14 protein-coding genes and 1 tRNA gene are annotated in these 13,490 nt (G+C 54.0%); 6 read left to right on the top strand and 9 right to left on the bottom strand.

Annotation, left to right across the window (positions count from 1 at the left end):
* Nucleotides 1-199: 199 nt before the first annotated feature.
* Together FJ695_RS17615 and FJ695_RS17610 are read right to left on the bottom strand one after the other, a co-directional pair.
* Nucleotides 200-1,564 (bottom strand): TolC family outer membrane protein, encoded by a 1,365-nt coding sequence (locus FJ695_RS17615; RefSeq protein ID WP_141188788.1) that lies wholly within the window; start codon nt 1,562-1,564, stop codon nt 200-202.
* A 248-nt stretch (nt 1,565-1,812) separates the two neighbouring features.
* A complete protein-coding gene (locus FJ695_RS17610) occupies nt 1,813-2,475 on the bottom strand; it encodes a protein-L-isoaspartate O-methyltransferase (RefSeq protein ID WP_141186661.1) in 663 nt (220 codons plus the stop codon).
* A gap of 248 nt (nt 2,476-2,723) precedes the next feature.
* Between FJ695_RS17610 and FJ695_RS17605 the strand changes: the two genes are divergently transcribed.
* The 3 genes from FJ695_RS17605 to FJ695_RS17595 all read left to right on the top strand — a co-directional run bounded on the left by FJ695_RS17605 (nt 2,724) and on the right by FJ695_RS17595 (nt 5,433).
* Nucleotides 2,724-2,797: transfer RNA gene (locus FJ695_RS17605), tRNA-Cys, on the top strand.
* Between the two features lie 623 nt (nt 2,798-3,420).
* Nucleotides 3,421-4,197: an ABC transporter substrate-binding protein gene (locus tag FJ695_RS17600; protein WP_141186660.1), complete on the top strand. Its 777-nt coding sequence runs from the start codon at nt 3,421-3,423 to the stop codon at nt 4,195-4,197.
* A gap of 93 nt (nt 4,198-4,290) precedes the next feature.
* Complete coding sequence (locus FJ695_RS17595; protein ID WP_141186659.1) at nt 4,291-5,433, top strand: carboxylate-amine ligase; 1,143 nt, start codon at nt 4,291-4,293, stop codon at nt 5,431-5,433.
* An 11-nt stretch (nt 5,434-5,444) separates the two neighbouring features.
* Here the strand turns inward: FJ695_RS17595 and FJ695_RS17590 are convergent, their stop codons facing one another.
* Together FJ695_RS17590 and FJ695_RS17585 are read right to left on the bottom strand one after the other, a co-directional pair.
* Complete coding sequence (locus tag FJ695_RS17590) at nt 5,445-5,693, bottom strand: hypothetical protein (protein WP_141186658.1); 249 nt, start codon at nt 5,691-5,693, stop codon at nt 5,445-5,447.
* 81 nt (nt 5,694-5,774) lie between these two features.
* Entirely contained in the window at nt 5,775-6,650 is an 876-nt protein-coding gene (locus tag FJ695_RS17585; RefSeq protein WP_141186657.1) for a hypothetical protein, read from the bottom strand.
* 267 nt (nt 6,651-6,917) lie between these two features.
* Here FJ695_RS17585 and cobD point away from each other — a divergent pair, with 267 nt between their 5' ends.
* Genes cobD through FJ695_RS17570 form a run of 3 tightly spaced genes read left to right on the top strand, consistent with a single transcriptional unit; the run spans nt 6,918 to nt 9,514 of the window.
* A complete protein-coding gene (gene cobD / locus FJ695_RS17580) occupies nt 6,918-7,901 on the top strand; it encodes a threonine-phosphate decarboxylase CobD (RefSeq protein ID WP_209010704.1) in 984 nt (327 codons plus the stop codon).
* Between the two features lie 9 nt (nt 7,902-7,910).
* Nucleotides 7,911-8,891 (top strand): adenosylcobinamide-phosphate synthase CbiB, encoded by a 981-nt coding sequence (gene cbiB / locus FJ695_RS17575; protein WP_141186655.1) that lies wholly within the window; start codon nt 7,911-7,913, stop codon nt 8,889-8,891.
* A gap of 11 nt (nt 8,892-8,902) precedes the next feature.
* Nucleotides 8,903-9,514: a DUF938 domain-containing protein gene (locus FJ695_RS17570; RefSeq protein WP_141186654.1), complete on the top strand. Its 612-nt coding sequence runs from the start codon at nt 8,903-8,905 to the stop codon at nt 9,512-9,514.
* A gap of 10 nt (nt 9,515-9,524) precedes the next feature.
* On the opposite strand, the gene FJ695_RS17565 is transcribed toward FJ695_RS17570, so the two are convergent.
* The 5 genes from FJ695_RS17565 to cobO are packed head-to-tail and all read right to left on the bottom strand — an operon-like array spanning nt 9,525 to nt 13,481.
* Nucleotides 9,525-10,517 (bottom strand): DMT family transporter, encoded by a 993-nt coding sequence (locus FJ695_RS17565; RefSeq protein WP_141186653.1) that lies wholly within the window; start codon nt 10,515-10,517, stop codon nt 9,525-9,527.
* Between the two features lie 58 nt (nt 10,518-10,575).
* On the bottom strand, nt 10,576-12,030 hold the full coding sequence (locus tag FJ695_RS17560) for a cobyric acid synthase (protein WP_209010703.1): 1,455 nt from the start codon (nt 12,028-12,030) through the stop codon (nt 10,576-10,578).
* Between the two features lie 32 nt (nt 12,031-12,062).
* Nucleotides 12,063-12,371 (bottom strand): YrhK family protein, encoded by a 309-nt coding sequence (locus tag FJ695_RS17555; protein ID WP_141186651.1) that lies wholly within the window; start codon nt 12,369-12,371, stop codon nt 12,063-12,065.
* A gap of 2 nt (nt 12,372-12,373) precedes the next feature.
* A complete protein-coding gene (locus tag FJ695_RS17550) occupies nt 12,374-12,841 on the bottom strand; it encodes a GNAT family N-acetyltransferase (RefSeq protein ID WP_141186650.1) in 468 nt (155 codons plus the stop codon).
* Between the two features lies 1 nt (nt 12,842).
* A complete protein-coding gene (gene cobO / locus FJ695_RS17545; RefSeq protein WP_141186649.1) occupies nt 12,843-13,481 on the bottom strand; it encodes a cob(I)yrinic acid a,c-diamide adenosyltransferase in 639 nt (212 codons plus the stop codon).
* Between the last annotated feature and the right edge of the window lie 9 nt (nt 13,482-13,490).

The raw sequence follows: 13,490 nt of genomic DNA, 5'->3' as shown, positions 1-13,490 counted from the left end.
ATGCGGATCATCTGGAACCGATCATAGCGGCAGCACAAACTGTGAGCGTCTTTTCCCCTTTTAAGTCTACTTTTTGTAAACCATTCACGAGAATCCGCCGATTCGACACGATTGACCAAGTGCCCAAACAAGAAAACCGGCCTAAAGCCGGAATTCTATCAGTACCTATATGAAGTGTCTAAATTTGGGTTTTTCGCGGTTAACGCCCGTCTGGCGTCCGCAAACCGAACCACTTGCCGCGTACAGCTTTGTAATGCTCACTCGGATTATAGATCAAAACATTGAGCCCGAGAGAAGCCGCATCCAGTTGGCCAATTGAAGCTACAAGCTGATAGCCGCCAACAATCCGGTTGCGCTGCGCAGTGACAAGATTCGATTGCTGAGTCACCAGATCACGTTGCGCATCAAGAACATCCAAAGTGGTCCGCTGACCGACCCGTTGTTCTTCAATCACACCTTCCAACGCCAATTTCTGGGCTTCCACAGCGGCGCGAGCGGCGATGATGGATGCTTCGGCGGCCTGAAAAATACCCCAAGCGGAAATCACATTCGCGCGCACTTGGTCGCGGGCAACATCAAGCTGCAGACGCGTCTGGCCCAATTCTTCCTTGGCCTGACGAACGCGGGAGTAAACCCCACCGCCTTGATAAATCGGAATGCTGACATTGCCGAAGATCTGGGCGTTATTGGTTTGATCAACCGTACTGGACGGATTCCAGCTCCGGCCAATGCTGCCGTCCAACGTGACCGTTGGCAACAATTCACCTTCGATGGCTTTCACATTGAAGATTGCAGCATCAACTAAGTGTTGCGCCTGCCGAATCAGCGGCTGCTGTTCTTCACTGGCATTCAAGGCCACATCAAGCGACTTCGGCACTGCGCGTGTAATCGAGGTATCTGCGGAGAGGCTTTTCGGCTCGACACCAACGACCTGCCGGTAAATCGCGCGGCTGGTGTTCAAATTGGCCAGCGCTGTATTCAATCCAGCCTGTGCTTCTGCTGCACGGGCTTCGGCTTGTGAGACATCTGTGCGGGTGCCCTCACCCACATCAAACCGGTCCCTTGCTGCCCGAACCTGTTCTTGAAGGAAGGCCAGGTCGCTGCGCTGCAGAGATACGAGCGCGGTGTCTCGAATCACATCCACATAAGCCGTAGCTGCGCTCAAAAGCGTGTCCTGTTCGCTCGACATCAAGCTTTCGCGCTGAGCCCGTACCACAGCTTCTGCCTGGCGAGTGGAGTTCACAGTCCGGAAACCACGGAAAAGCGCCTGACTAAGTGTCAGCGAAATAGATGCATTGTTCCGGTACGCCTGCCGACCATTTACTGACGAGTGGACCGATCCAACCGCGGCCGCGGCAGACGCTGTCGGACGCCAGCCGGTCAGGGCTTGCGGGACGTTTTCATCAACACCGCGCAATTGCGCACGCGCTGCATTCAAAGTCGGGTTGTTGGCATAGGCCAAAGACAGAGCATCACGGATCGTTTCGGCCTGTGCCGGCGATAGGAACAGGCCAGACGTTGTCGCGGCGGCCACACCGCTAAGAAGCGCAACCGACAGTGTCATTGCTTTCAATTTTGAACGACCAGACACTCTACACTCCTTCCGGACCACTCACTTTGACTCACGTTTGAGTAAACTCACCGGTGTCTATCTTCAACCAAGATCGGATCAATTTTTCCGAAATTCTTTCAGTGCGGCTAAATAGCAACAGACATTTTCAGCTCGCGTTAGGGCACTTTGGAAAGCCGCTGCGCAGGAAAAGCCTAGCCCAGTGGCCTAGGCTTTATCCGATACCCAAATGAAGGATTTATTTAAAAGGAAAACTCGGCTTCGCGGGCAAATCCGGGCAGCAGAGCTGCCGATGCATTGAACCCAAAACGACCGCTAACCACGTCACCCGACTTCTGATAGAGTTTGGCAACGCCAGAGCCACCTTGACCTTCGATTGCCACAAGACGCCCATCTGACTTCAATTGCTCCAGAAGAGCTTCCGGCAAGTCATCCACAGCGCCATCGATTAAGATAATGTCGTATGGGCCCTCAGAGGCATAACCTTTCACAAGAGGTCCATCGACAACCACGGCGTTTTCCGTTCCAAGCTCCACGAGAAGATCAGTTGCGACCTTGGAAAGGTCTTCATTTTCTTCCAATGCGACCACGGACGCGGCGAGTTTGGCAACCACTGCGGAGCTGTATCCGGTTCCCGCACCGACGATCAGAACAACATCATCAGATCCGATCTGAGCCAGCTGAACCAGCTTGCCAAAGATATGCGGTTTCATCAGAAAACGGTTTGTGCCGCTCGAACCGACCGGTAGATCTTCGTCGATATAAGCAACAGCACGCTTGGATGCGGGAACGAACTTTTCGCGCGGTACCGCTTCCAAGGCATCCAAGATCCGGTGATCTGTTACATCATTGGTGCGCAGCTGGTTGTCCACCATTTTGCGGCGGGACTGGCTAAAGTCCGTCATATCGGCCCTCATATGAATTGCCGGCATACCGGCGCCTCGTTGGCAGGATCCATACCGAGGCAAAGCTGCGCTGACAAGCACCAGATGAACCTGGTTGCCCGATCCCATCAGATTTTGCTGTTCTTTTTGTCTCAGCACGTCCGCTGACCGGGCAACGATGCATGTCACAGTGGAAATGTTCCAACCCCCGCATTCTGGACTTGACCTACCGCCTCAAGTGTTTGATAAGGCGCGGCACACCACCGAGGGGCCCTGTGGCGGAGTGGTGACGCAGCGGATTGCAAATCCGTGTACACCGGTTCGATTCCGGTCGGGGCCTCCATTCTTCTCTCCACATTGTTTTTGCTGACTTTTTGGATCTATTTGCCCCACATTTGTCCACTGTCGGAAATGTGGGACATAATTGCTCCTGTTTTAAGTAAGCCGAGCATTGCCAATGCAGTCCTGCGCATATCCCCTTCAATGAGATCTGTCCGCACAAGGATCGGTAAGCCCACGGCACCTTTGGCAAACCTGCGGATACGAATTGCCCTAAACGCTTCAGCTTTCACATAAGCGACAATCTGCCGCTCGAAAGATCTTCAAAGGCTATGTTCTAGCAGTTCTATGCGACGCTGAAATTTCACCATAACAACCAAGGTACTCCACTTTCGATTGTTATGTTTATTTCAGCTCGCATACAAATAATTGCCTTATATAAGACACTATTTTCATATGTTCATAAGTATTCTTAAAGGATTGAATGATGAACTCCACGGAAGCCTGATAATAGGCGTGTTTGCGACAACACGGACCGGCGAATGACACGCCATTGTGGTTGCCTATGGCCGCAGCTAGGGCCATAGCACAACAACACTAAATGCTACTCAGGCCCGCTAGAACGCCACAAGACCGCTCGTATACCTGTATGCGATCGGTCCAAGAGAAGGTAACGGAGCCAAACCGATGTTATTGCGTTTGAGAAACCGCTTTGGTCTTTCAGCCGTCATTGTTCTTGCCCTCCTCCTGGCGGCGGGCAGCGACCGAGCCCAATCGAGCGAACCCCGCAAACTGCGCATCGGAACCTTTGTCATTCCGTTGATGGTTGTTGATGAAGAAAACGGTATCTTCATCGAACTAACCAATGAAATTCTGAAACGCGCCAATTTGGAGGCAGATATCATCTTGATGCCGCCAAAACGGACCCTCCTTTATTTCTCCACCAAAGACGTTGATGTGATTTTTCCGGCACTTGACGTGTTTTTTGCTACCGGGGTCAAATACACAAAACCCACGGAGATTTTTTACGAAAAGGAAGATTTTGTTTTCACTCGAAAAGGCGAGGAACTGCTCCGGATCGTTCCTGAACTAGAAGAAAAATATGTCGGCATAACAAGAGGCTACGCCTACGCTCCTGAGCTGATGGAAAACAGGTTTATCCATATTGAACGCGCCAACACGGACGAACAAAATGCGCACAAGCTCATCACGGGCCGGATGGATGCTTTTGTTGTTGAGGAACATTCCGGCCTGAAAGCCTTCAAAAACACAGGCTTGGAAGACAAGGTTCAATACGACCCGAATACACCGTTGTCCCGCCAGGACGTCTTTTACGCCTTCCAAGGTTCAAATGAAGGGCAAGCTCTAGCAGTGAGATTTTCAGATGCCCTGCGGTCGATGAAAGAAGACGGTACTTTTGCCAGCATCATGAACAAGGCCAAGACCGAGCAAAACATCAATTAGGCCTCATGGCGGAGATTAGCTAAGCGGCACACATGCACTATCCGCATTTTTCCGTGCTTGACCTTCGTTAGACAGCCAATCCAAGCTGCAGGGATGAAAGAGCCCAGTTTCAGCATCGGGGTTGAAGAAGAATATCTTCTTGTCGACCTGACTAGCCGGAAGATCGCCAGTTCACCGCCGCCTGAGCTTTTCGCCGCCTGCGAAAACGCACTTGAAGGCCGGGTCAGTCCGGAGTTCCTGCAATGCCAAATCGAAGTTGGCACACCGGTTTGTACAACCATGGACGAAGTGCGGTCGGAACTCTCCTATTTCCGTAAAACCATCGGCGCGGAAGCTGCCCGCCACGGACTGGCGCCAATCGCCGCCTCCACGCATCCGTTTGCGGATTGGACGGAACAACCGCATACAGACAAAGAGCGCTACAATGACCTGGCCCGTGTCATGCAGGTCGTCGCAAAGCGGCTCCTAATTTGTGGCATGCATGTCCATATCGGTATTGAAGATCCAGAACTACGGATCGATCTGTGCAATCAGATCACCTATTTCCTGCCGCACCTTCTGGCTCTCAGCACCTCTTCCCCCTTTTGGCGTGGGCGCGTCACGGGTTTAAGATCCTATCGGTTGTCCGTGTTCAACGAATTGCCGCGAACCGGCCTGCCGCCCCGGTTTGATAGCCATGAAGGCTACCGCCGCACCATCGACACGCTTATTCAAGCCGGCGCCATCGAAGATGCCACGAAAATCTGGTGGGATTTACGCCCGTCAGACCGGTTTCCGACTCTGGAAATGCGGATCACCGATGTCTGTCCCTGCGTTGAAGATACAGTCGCTATCGCGGCTTTATTCCGATGTTTGTGCCGGATGCTATACCGGCTCCGCCGGGCCAATCAACGCTGGCGCCAGTATTCCGGGTTCCTCCTGGCGGAAAACCGCTGGCAAGCACAACGCCATGGATCCACCTCAGAACTGATCGACTTTGGCCTCAAGAAATCCATTGCGTTCAGAGAACTGATTGAAGAAATCATCGAACTGGTCGGGCCAGACGCAGAGTTTTTTGGATGTGAAGCTGAGATAGCCCATATCCGCAAAATTGTTGAACGCGGCACCTCGGCGGAACGCCAACTCGCCCTTGTCGGCGATACACCCGAGGACAGCCTAATTGCCACGGAAAAGCTTGAAGCAGTGGTCGATCAGCTGGTCAGCGAAACCCAACACGGCGTGGCCTCACCCAGCTGAGTGGAGGCGGTTCAAACGGTATCATCCCGCGCCTGAGGAGTTCCATGAGCTTTCAAATGAAAGAAGTCACGGGACCCCGTCAGGACGAGCGCAAATTCATCGATCTCTGAAACCACAGCATCGGCGGACCGTGCCAGACCCGACTTCGGTTTCATCCCCCGGTGCGCCTCAATGAGAGCCGCCCGGGCACTTCCAAGGCTCTGCAGCAGTTTTTGCCGGTCAAAGTCCATTGGCGTCCGGCTTCGTCTTGGGTGTGACATTGCATAAATTCCCGCGCACAGCATCTTTGTTCTTCGTTTGTTCCATTTTCTTTGATCGCCCAACGGCTGTCAATACCGATCCTAATTGAGTTCATGCCAATAGCGATCAGGAATGGCCTTGTGCCGCTCTGACAAAAAGGGATTGGGAATTTCAAAGACAGTTAAATCGGTATCCTCCACATGGCGAAGCGCGCGCTGTATACGTGGATGATTTTCAAAGAGTTTCATGAATGCGCCAGAAGCGTAAGCATTATCAAGCCCGCGCCGAATGAGGTCTGCAAGCGCGTGATTTCCCTTCCGGACATAGAAGAAAAAACCAAACCGGTATTTGACCATAACGTTGTTATCGACGGTAAGGTTTGGATAAATTTCTGTAAAATTCTCCTTCTCCGAATGCGCTTCATGTAGGCCGAGATTGAAGAGGTTCGTCCGGCCGAGAGACAGCATTTTCCAGATGTTCAACCACTCTGCTGTCACAACCTTGAATCCAGCAGCACGGAAAATATCGGTATCCGGCCAACCATATCCGGACCCTATGACGGCAAAATCGCGAAATTCATCAAGTGTTTTGATGTGTTTGAGCCGGTCGAGCTGGTCCTTTCGGGTTACAAAAATCCTGTGTCCCAACAATCCCCGGCTCAACGGAATATCGATCTGTTCAAACCGCTGTTCCCGGTCAGGCGAGCCGCCGCTGTAAAAGACATTGTAGTCAGATCGCCCTTGTTCAAACTCCAGAAGCACCCTGTCTTGGGTGGTGTCTCCCAGAGAAATGACTTCTAAAACTGCGTTTTCTCCAGAATGCTCAAGCGCCAGCTTTAACAAGGAGACTTCGTATCGTTCAGAGCCATCGTCATAGTGCTCAATTCCAAGCCGCACGATCCGTTGCGCGTTGGCCGGCTGATAAACAGCCACGGCAACGAGAAACCCACACACCAAAGAGACAAACAACCGGATCATCAGACCTCCAAACTACAGGGAAACTAAGCCACCAATTTGCTGCAAAATTCTATTTGGGAATTCTGACACTGCAATTGCTGGCGTCGCTTACAGTTCAGAACCACCGGATATCCAGCCATACATATGTTTCTGCCGCTTCTGGTCCAGCTAAGGTCGCGATCCGCCTGTACTTTTATCTTTTCAATCCGCTAGATATCTGTACCAGAAACACACACGCTTAAAGCGGCACGGGACAAGGCTTATCGTTTTATGAAACATGGCGGGGATTTGAGTGAAGCGATCGAACGCTTTGGTGGAGCGGAGACCGAATGGCTTGATCTATCGACCGGCATCAATCCACATCCCTACCCTATCCCACCGAAGTTTTCTGAAACCGCCTGGTCGGCCCTGCCCGCTCAAAAAGCTTATGATCAGCTGATAGGCGCGGCACGTCAGGCCTATTTGGTGCCGGATCACCTCGGGCTTACAGCCGGCCCAGGCACGCAACTGCTGCTCTCCCTCTTGCCTCGGCTTTTGCCCGAAGGCCCAGTGGCGCTCGCAGCGCCGACTTATTCAAGCCATTCCGATGTTTGGACTCGCGACGGCCGCAAACCGGTGGAACTTTCCAGCATCTATGCCCTGCCCGCAGATGCCCGTATTGTGCTGCTCGTCAACCCGAACAACCCGGACGGCCAGCTGGTCGACGTCAAAAGCCTCCTAGAAATCGCGCGCACAGTGACAGAACGCGGCGGTTATCTTTTGGTGGATGAAGCCTTCGCCGATGTCATGCCGGGTTCCAGCCTACTGCCGCATATTGGCGACGAAAACATTCTGATCCTCCGGTCCTTCGGCAAGTTTTTTGGTCTCGCCGGCCTCCGGCTAGGCTTTCTTGCAGGGCCCGCGGAAATCACCACAAAACTGACCGCGCTCTTGGAAAGCTGGTGCCTAAGTGGACCAGCGCTGGAGCTTGGCTCTGCTGCGCTGAAGGACCATGCATGGCAAAAAACCATGAACCGGCAACTGGTCGACGAAATGGCAGACTTGGGGCTAATTTTGCAGCAAAACATGCTCAGCGTCTTTGGCGGGACGCCGCTCTATGCGCTGGCCGGCACCCGTAACGCGGCCAAACTTCATGAGGCATTGGCGCAGCAGCGCATCTGGACCCGGATCTTTGATTATGCACCGACCTGGATCCGCTTCGGTCTTCCCGGAAGCACCGATAATCTTGAGCGCCTGTCCGGAGCCCTTGCCGAGGCGCAAAAAGAGCTCTAACCAGCCCTGATGCTGCTTTATGACAACACACTTTGGCTGCTGATCGCCGCCTTGCTTCTGGATGCTGTAATCGGCGATCCGGATTGGCTGTGGCGGCGTCTGCCGCATCCGGTCGTCTGGATCGGAAAGGTAATTTCCGGCTTCGACACCGGCTTGAACAGGCCCGCTTGGAGTGCCGCCACCCGGCGCACGATGGGAGTTCTAACACTCATAGTCCTGGTCACTGGTGGCATTGTTTTCGGCCTAGGTCTTCAACAAGTGGCAGCAACGCTTGCCTTTGGCGACCTGCTTGTTGTTCTTATTGCAGCAGTTTTTCTCGCCCAGAAAAGCCTTTATCAGCATGTTGCAGCCGTTCGCGATGGATTGCGGGACAATGGCCTTGAAGGGGGCCGCAAGGCGGTTGCCATGATTGTCGGCCGCGATCCCAAAAGCCTGGATGAGGCAGGTGTATCCCGGGCAGCAATCGAATCGTGTGCTGAAAATTATTCCGATGGGATCGTTGCGCCACTCATTTGGTTTGCGCTGCTCGGTTTGCCAGGTCTGATTACCTATAAAGCGGTCAACACAGCCGACAGCATGATCGGCCACAAGAATGAGAAATACTCCGACTTTGGCTGGGCCTCGGCCCGGTTTGACGACGTGATCAATTTGCCGGCGTCCCGCTTGGCAGGTGTATTTCTGGCGCTTTCCGCCCCGATGGCTGGCGGCTCGACCTTCAGAAGCTTCAAGGCGATTTTGAACGACGCCAAAAAGCACCGCTCCCCAAATGCCGGTCGGCCGGAAGCGGCAATGGCCGGAGCGTTGGGTTTGGCGCTCGCAGGCCCTCGCAAATATCCTGGATATACGGTCGATGATCCCTACATGAATGCAACCGGGCGCCGACAGGCAAATGCGCAAGACATTTCCCGGAGCCTCAGACTGCTTTTGGGTGCTTATGGGATTGAAGCCCTTTTGGTTCTCATCTTAGCATTCGCTTTCTCACCTTTTTGACGGATCTCCTCATGCTCCCCTTTTCTGCAGCCGCCGACCGCAACAAGGATGTCATTCGTGACACGCTACGTCCCATCTTGGAGAAACGGCACCGGGTTTTGGAAATCGGCAGCGGCACAGGCCAGCACGCGGTTCATATAACAACAGCCCTGCCACACATCACATGGCAATGCAGCGATCTTGCCGAGAACATTCCAGGGATCACCGAACGCCTCAATGCAAGCGAAAACCCAAGGACGCCGGCACCACTTGCTCTGGATGTCGCCGAAACTCCTTGGCCGCTCCCTGCGCCTGATACCAGCCAGGCTTTCGATGCGATCTTCACAGCGAACACGTTGCACATCATGTCATTTGGCCATGTGGAGCAGTTTTTTGGACGGGTGGCTGAAGTCTTGAGCACCAAAAAAGGTGTGCTCTGCGTCTACGGCCCGCTCAAATACGGCGGCGACTTTACAACGGAAAGCAATGCGGCCTTTGATGTGCAGCTGAAAGACTGGAACCCGGTCAGCGGAATTCGCGACTTTGAAGCGCTCGATGCTCTGGCGCAAAACGCAGGCTTGACGTTCAGCGCGGATCACAAAATGCCCGCCAACAATCAATTGGTCGTCTGGGAGCGGCAATAGGCCAAGAAGCCTACCGCCTCCCAATCTCATTGCTCGATGCCAGCTTTCTTTGTTTCTGATGCTCCCGCAGAAACACCAGTAGGCCGCCGCCGACAATGAGGCCGATCCCGGCAAACACCACGGTTCCTGGAAGTTCTCCAAACATCAACCAGCCCCAGAAAACAGCCATCGGCAATCCAATGTACTCAAACGGGGCGATGGTTGCGGCATCGGCAATCCGGTAGGCTTGCGACATGGTGTAGCCGACGACACCGGAACACAGGCCAAGGGCCAGAAACCAATAGAGATCGTTTTCCGGCGGCCAGATCCAGGCGCGCAGCAAAAACTGCATACTGGCATTGTCGAAACCTTCCGCGTACCGGCCGTCTCCGGCCACCAGGAAAAAGCCGATGGACACGATCAAAAATCCGGATTGCAGATAGACCGCAAGTGCCGAAGCTTTACTAGCGACCCCAAGCTTACGGGTCAGGACCTGCATCATGGCATAGGCGGCCGCCCCGATGACCGGCAAGATCAGGACCAGGCGTCCACCCTCAATTTTGAGGCCTGAATTCCAAGGCTGCATCATCAGAACAACACCGGCAAAGCCAATGCCGACCGCGCCAAGCCGCCAGGGACCAACTTTTTCACCCAGGATCGGTATGGACAGCAAAGTGATCAGCAGCGGCGCCACAAAAAACAAGGCCGTCGCGTCGGCAAGCGGCACCACGGCAAGCGCCGTGAAGAAGCTCATATTGGCAATCAAAACCATCACACAGCGCACCACATGCAAAACCGGTGTCCGTGTTTTCAAAATCGTCCAGCCGCCTTCAAAATGGACAAACACCACCATGAAGATCAGGCCGATTACCGAGCGCGCAAATATCATCTGATGCAGAGGGTAGCCGCCGGACAGTTGCTTGATCAGCATGTCATTGATGGAAATAGCAGTGACGCCGGCCAGGACAAAAAAGATACCAGCGGCCGGTTTCGACAGTCGTGTGGAGGAAGCGAGTGTTGCCATCTGTCCCGCCTACACGAGTTGCGTGTATCTGACCAGTCACATCAAACGCATAGCCGGTCTACGTCCGAGAATTAGCAATCTGCAAGATCGCATCAACATTCAAAACACGTTCCAGATGTTCGGCCAGATCGTCCAAAACCGCATCAATCCGCTGATCGTAGGCAAGATCGGAAACGGCCCCAAAACCTTTCAGATAGGCCTTACGGAACGCGTCGTCGGTGAATAGCCCGTGCAGATAGGTCCCGGCAATGCGGCCATCAGCTGATTGCGCCCCATCCAGTTTGGGTGCACCACTGGCATCACGGATGTGGAGATACGGACGGGCACAATCAGCCCCTGACGTGCGGCCAATGTGAATTTCATAGCCGGAAACAGAAGCCCCCGTTTCCAGATGTTTGCCAGACGCTTGAACCAATGATTTTTCAGGTGTCAGAACTGTCTCGATATCCAAAAGGCCAAGCCCCTCGACCGTACCAGCGGAACCTTCAATCCCGTCCGGGTCGGAAATGGTCTTGCCGAGCATCTGGTACCCGCCGCAGATCCCGAGAACGTGACCGCCGCGGCGAACATGAGCCTGCAGATCAATGTCCCAGCCTTGCGCCCGGAAGAAGGCCAGATCGCCGATGGTCGACTTGGACCCTGGCAGAAGCACAACATCTGCATCTCCTGGCAACGGCGACCCAGGTCCGATCAACTCAAGAGTAACATCCGGTTCCATCCGCAAGGGGTCGAGATCATCGAAATTCGCGATCCGTGAGATCACCGGTACAACGATTTTGATCTCACCAGTGCCTTCACCGTTTGAGAGATCCAACGCATCTTCTGCCGGCAGTTTGCTGGCATCGGAAAACCACGGCACGACGCCAATACCCTGCCAGCCGGTGCGCTGGGCAATCTCGTGCATGCCATCGTCAAAGAGGCTTGGGTCGCCCCGAAACCGATTGATGAAAAAGCCTTTGATCCGGTCTTGTTCATCTGGTTCCAAAACGGCGTGTGTCCCGACCACAGACGCAATTACCCCGCCGCGGTCAATATCGGCACACAGGATCACCGGCAGGTTTGCGGCTTCGGCAAAGCCCATATTGGCGATGTCTCCGGACCTCAGATTGATTTCAGCCGGACTGCCAGCACCTTCGACAAGGATCAGATCGGAGCTTGATTCCAGCTCTGAAAAACTTTCCAGAACCTTTGGTAATAACGCGCCTTTTTGTTTTCCGTATTCACGCGCACGCATCGTACCGAAACGTTTGCCCTGAACGATGATTTGCGCGCCCGTATCGGTTTCCGGTTTGAGCAGAACAGGGTTCATATGAACACTCAACGGCACACGGCAACCCATGGCCTGAAGGGCCTGCGCCCGGCCGATCTCGCCGCCATCGGCAGTAACGGCTGCATTGTTGGACATGTTTTGCGGTTTGAACGGACGCACATTGAGGCCACGATTGGCGAACAACCGGCAAAGCCCGGCCACAATCAGGCTCTTGCCGACATTGGAGCCGGTCCCTTGGATCATTATGGCCGGTGTCCGAGGTGTAGACTTCGCAATCATTGCGAAGAACTGCCGTCCACGGGAGGCGCGCCATAGGGTCGGAATTCTTTCGGAACGGGCAGATTCGCCAGCTTGAGTTCCAGCATTAGGCGGATGGTCGGCCGCACGCCGAAGAGGATTGAGCCAATCAGAAAGAGCCAGGTTCCAGCAAACAGAAGGCTGTCATAAAAGAAAAAAATACTGCCAATCACAAACAAAAGCGCTGCCAGAAACTCAACAATTGTGCGGTAAAGCTCGAACTTGCGCACAATTTCCGCGTGGTCCAGGGATGCATTTCTAAGAGTATGATCGAACAGCTTGCCCATTGTCAGATCGCCTTTTTGAACCCCCGGAAGGTCATATCCAGGTCAGTGTCGCTTTCACCGGTCTCCGTGTAACCGAGCCCCCGGTAAAACCCTTCCGCCGTACTGGTGCTTTTCAGGTGAACTTCATCGAGGCCACGGTCACGGAAATAGTCTTCCACGGCCCGCATTAACGCCTTGCTGACACCTGTAAACCGAGCTTCGGGAAGGACATAGTTCAATAGAACATGCCCCTGCGGGCTGCCCATGCCAAATCCAAGAATCTTCTTGTCGTGATCTTGAGCCACAAAGGTTCCGCCCGGCCCATCGATCCAGGTCTCAATGCTTTCAGCAGTCTTTCGTGACAACCATGGCTGTATCCGATCCGGATCGTTCCCGTGATCGGATGTACAAAGTTCCACGATTGACCGGCGCAAGAGCTGCGCAATCTCGTGGGCATCAGCGCTGCTCGCGCGCATGACCGTAAAGGGCATCTTAGAACTCGATGCCTTCTTGCGGCTTCACGCCAGACCGGAATGGATGTTTCACCTGGGTCATATCGGTGACCAGGTCAGCGATCTCGATCAGCTCGTCCTTGGCGTTGCGCCCGGTGATGACAACATGGACGTCTTCCGGTTTCTCGTTTTTCAGGAATTCCACGACCTCGTTGATATCGAGATAATCGTAGCGCAGCACGATGTTGAGTTCATCGCACAAGATCAGTCGGTAATCGCCCGAACGGATCATGTCCTTGGCTGCATCCCAGGCCTGTTGCGCAGCTTCAATGTCGCGCTGCCGGTCCTGAGTTTCCCAGGTAAAGCCTTCACCCATGCGTTTGATGGTCACCAAGTCATCGAACCGGTCCAGCGCCATGCGCTCGCCAGTCTCGATCCGGCCCTTGACGAACTGAACAACACCGACCTTGTGGCCATGACCGAGGGAGCGAAACACCATACCGAAACCGGCCGTCGACTTTCCCTTGCCCTTGCCGGTGTGGACGATCACCAGACCCTTTTCGATGGTTTTGGTGGCCATGATCTTGTCACGCGCGGCTTTTTTCTTGCGCATTTTGTCCGCGTGCCGGGCATTGAGTTCTTCTTCGCTCAGCTCGGGCTTGTCTTTATCGGCAGTCACGGTGTCCCT

The sequence above is a fragment of the Labrenzia sp. PHM005 genome, assembly GCF_006517275.1.
GTDB lineage: Bacteria > Pseudomonadota > Alphaproteobacteria > Rhizobiales > Stappiaceae > Roseibium.
The sequence above is the reverse complement of the archived record's forward strand: the minus strand, read 5'-3'. Positions and strand labels throughout refer to the sequence as shown.

Bases quoted from the DNA above. Each gene is read 5' to 3' on its own strand.
- FJ695_RS17600 (WP_141186660.1), top strand. From the start codon at position 3,421: ATGTTATTGCGTTTGAGAAACCGCTTTGGTCTTTCAGCCGTCATTGTT.
- cbiB (WP_141186655.1), top strand. From the start codon at position 7,911: ATGCTGCTTTATGACAACACACTTTGGCTGCTGATCGCCGCCTTGCTT.
- FJ695_RS17585 (WP_141186657.1), bottom strand. From the start codon at position 6,650: ATGATCCGGTTGTTTGTCTCTTTGGTGTGTGGGTTTCTCGTTGCCGTG.
- FJ695_RS17565 (WP_141186653.1), bottom strand. From the start codon at position 10,517: ATGGCAACACTCGCTTCCTCCACACGACTGTCGAAACCGGCCGCTGGT.
- FJ695_RS17570 (WP_141186654.1), top strand. From the start codon at position 8,903: ATGCTCCCCTTTTCTGCAGCCGCCGACCGCAACAAGGATGTCATTCGT.
- FJ695_RS17555 (WP_141186651.1), bottom strand. From the start codon at position 12,371: ATGGGCAAGCTGTTCGATCATACTCTTAGAAATGCATCCCTGGACCAC.
- FJ695_RS17550 (WP_141186650.1), bottom strand. From the start codon at position 12,841: ATGCCCTTTACGGTCATGCGCGCGAGCAGCGCTGATGCCCACGAGATT.
- FJ695_RS17595 (WP_141186659.1), top strand. From the start codon at position 4,291: ATGAAAGAGCCCAGTTTCAGCATCGGGGTTGAAGAAGAATATCTTCTT.
- FJ695_RS17610 (WP_141186661.1), bottom strand. From the start codon at position 2,475: ATGACGGACTTTAGCCAGTCCCGCCGCAAAATGGTGGACAACCAGCTG.
- FJ695_RS17615 (WP_141188788.1), bottom strand. From the start codon at position 1,564: ATGACACTGTCGGTTGCGCTTCTTAGCGGTGTGGCCGCCGCGACAACG.
- FJ695_RS17590 (WP_141186658.1), bottom strand. From the start codon at position 5,693: ATGTCACACCCAAGACGAAGCCGGACGCCAATGGACTTTGACCGGCAA.
- FJ695_RS17560 (WP_209010703.1), bottom strand. From the start codon at position 12,030: ATGATCCAAGGGACCGGCTCCAATGTCGGCAAGAGCCTGATTGTGGCC.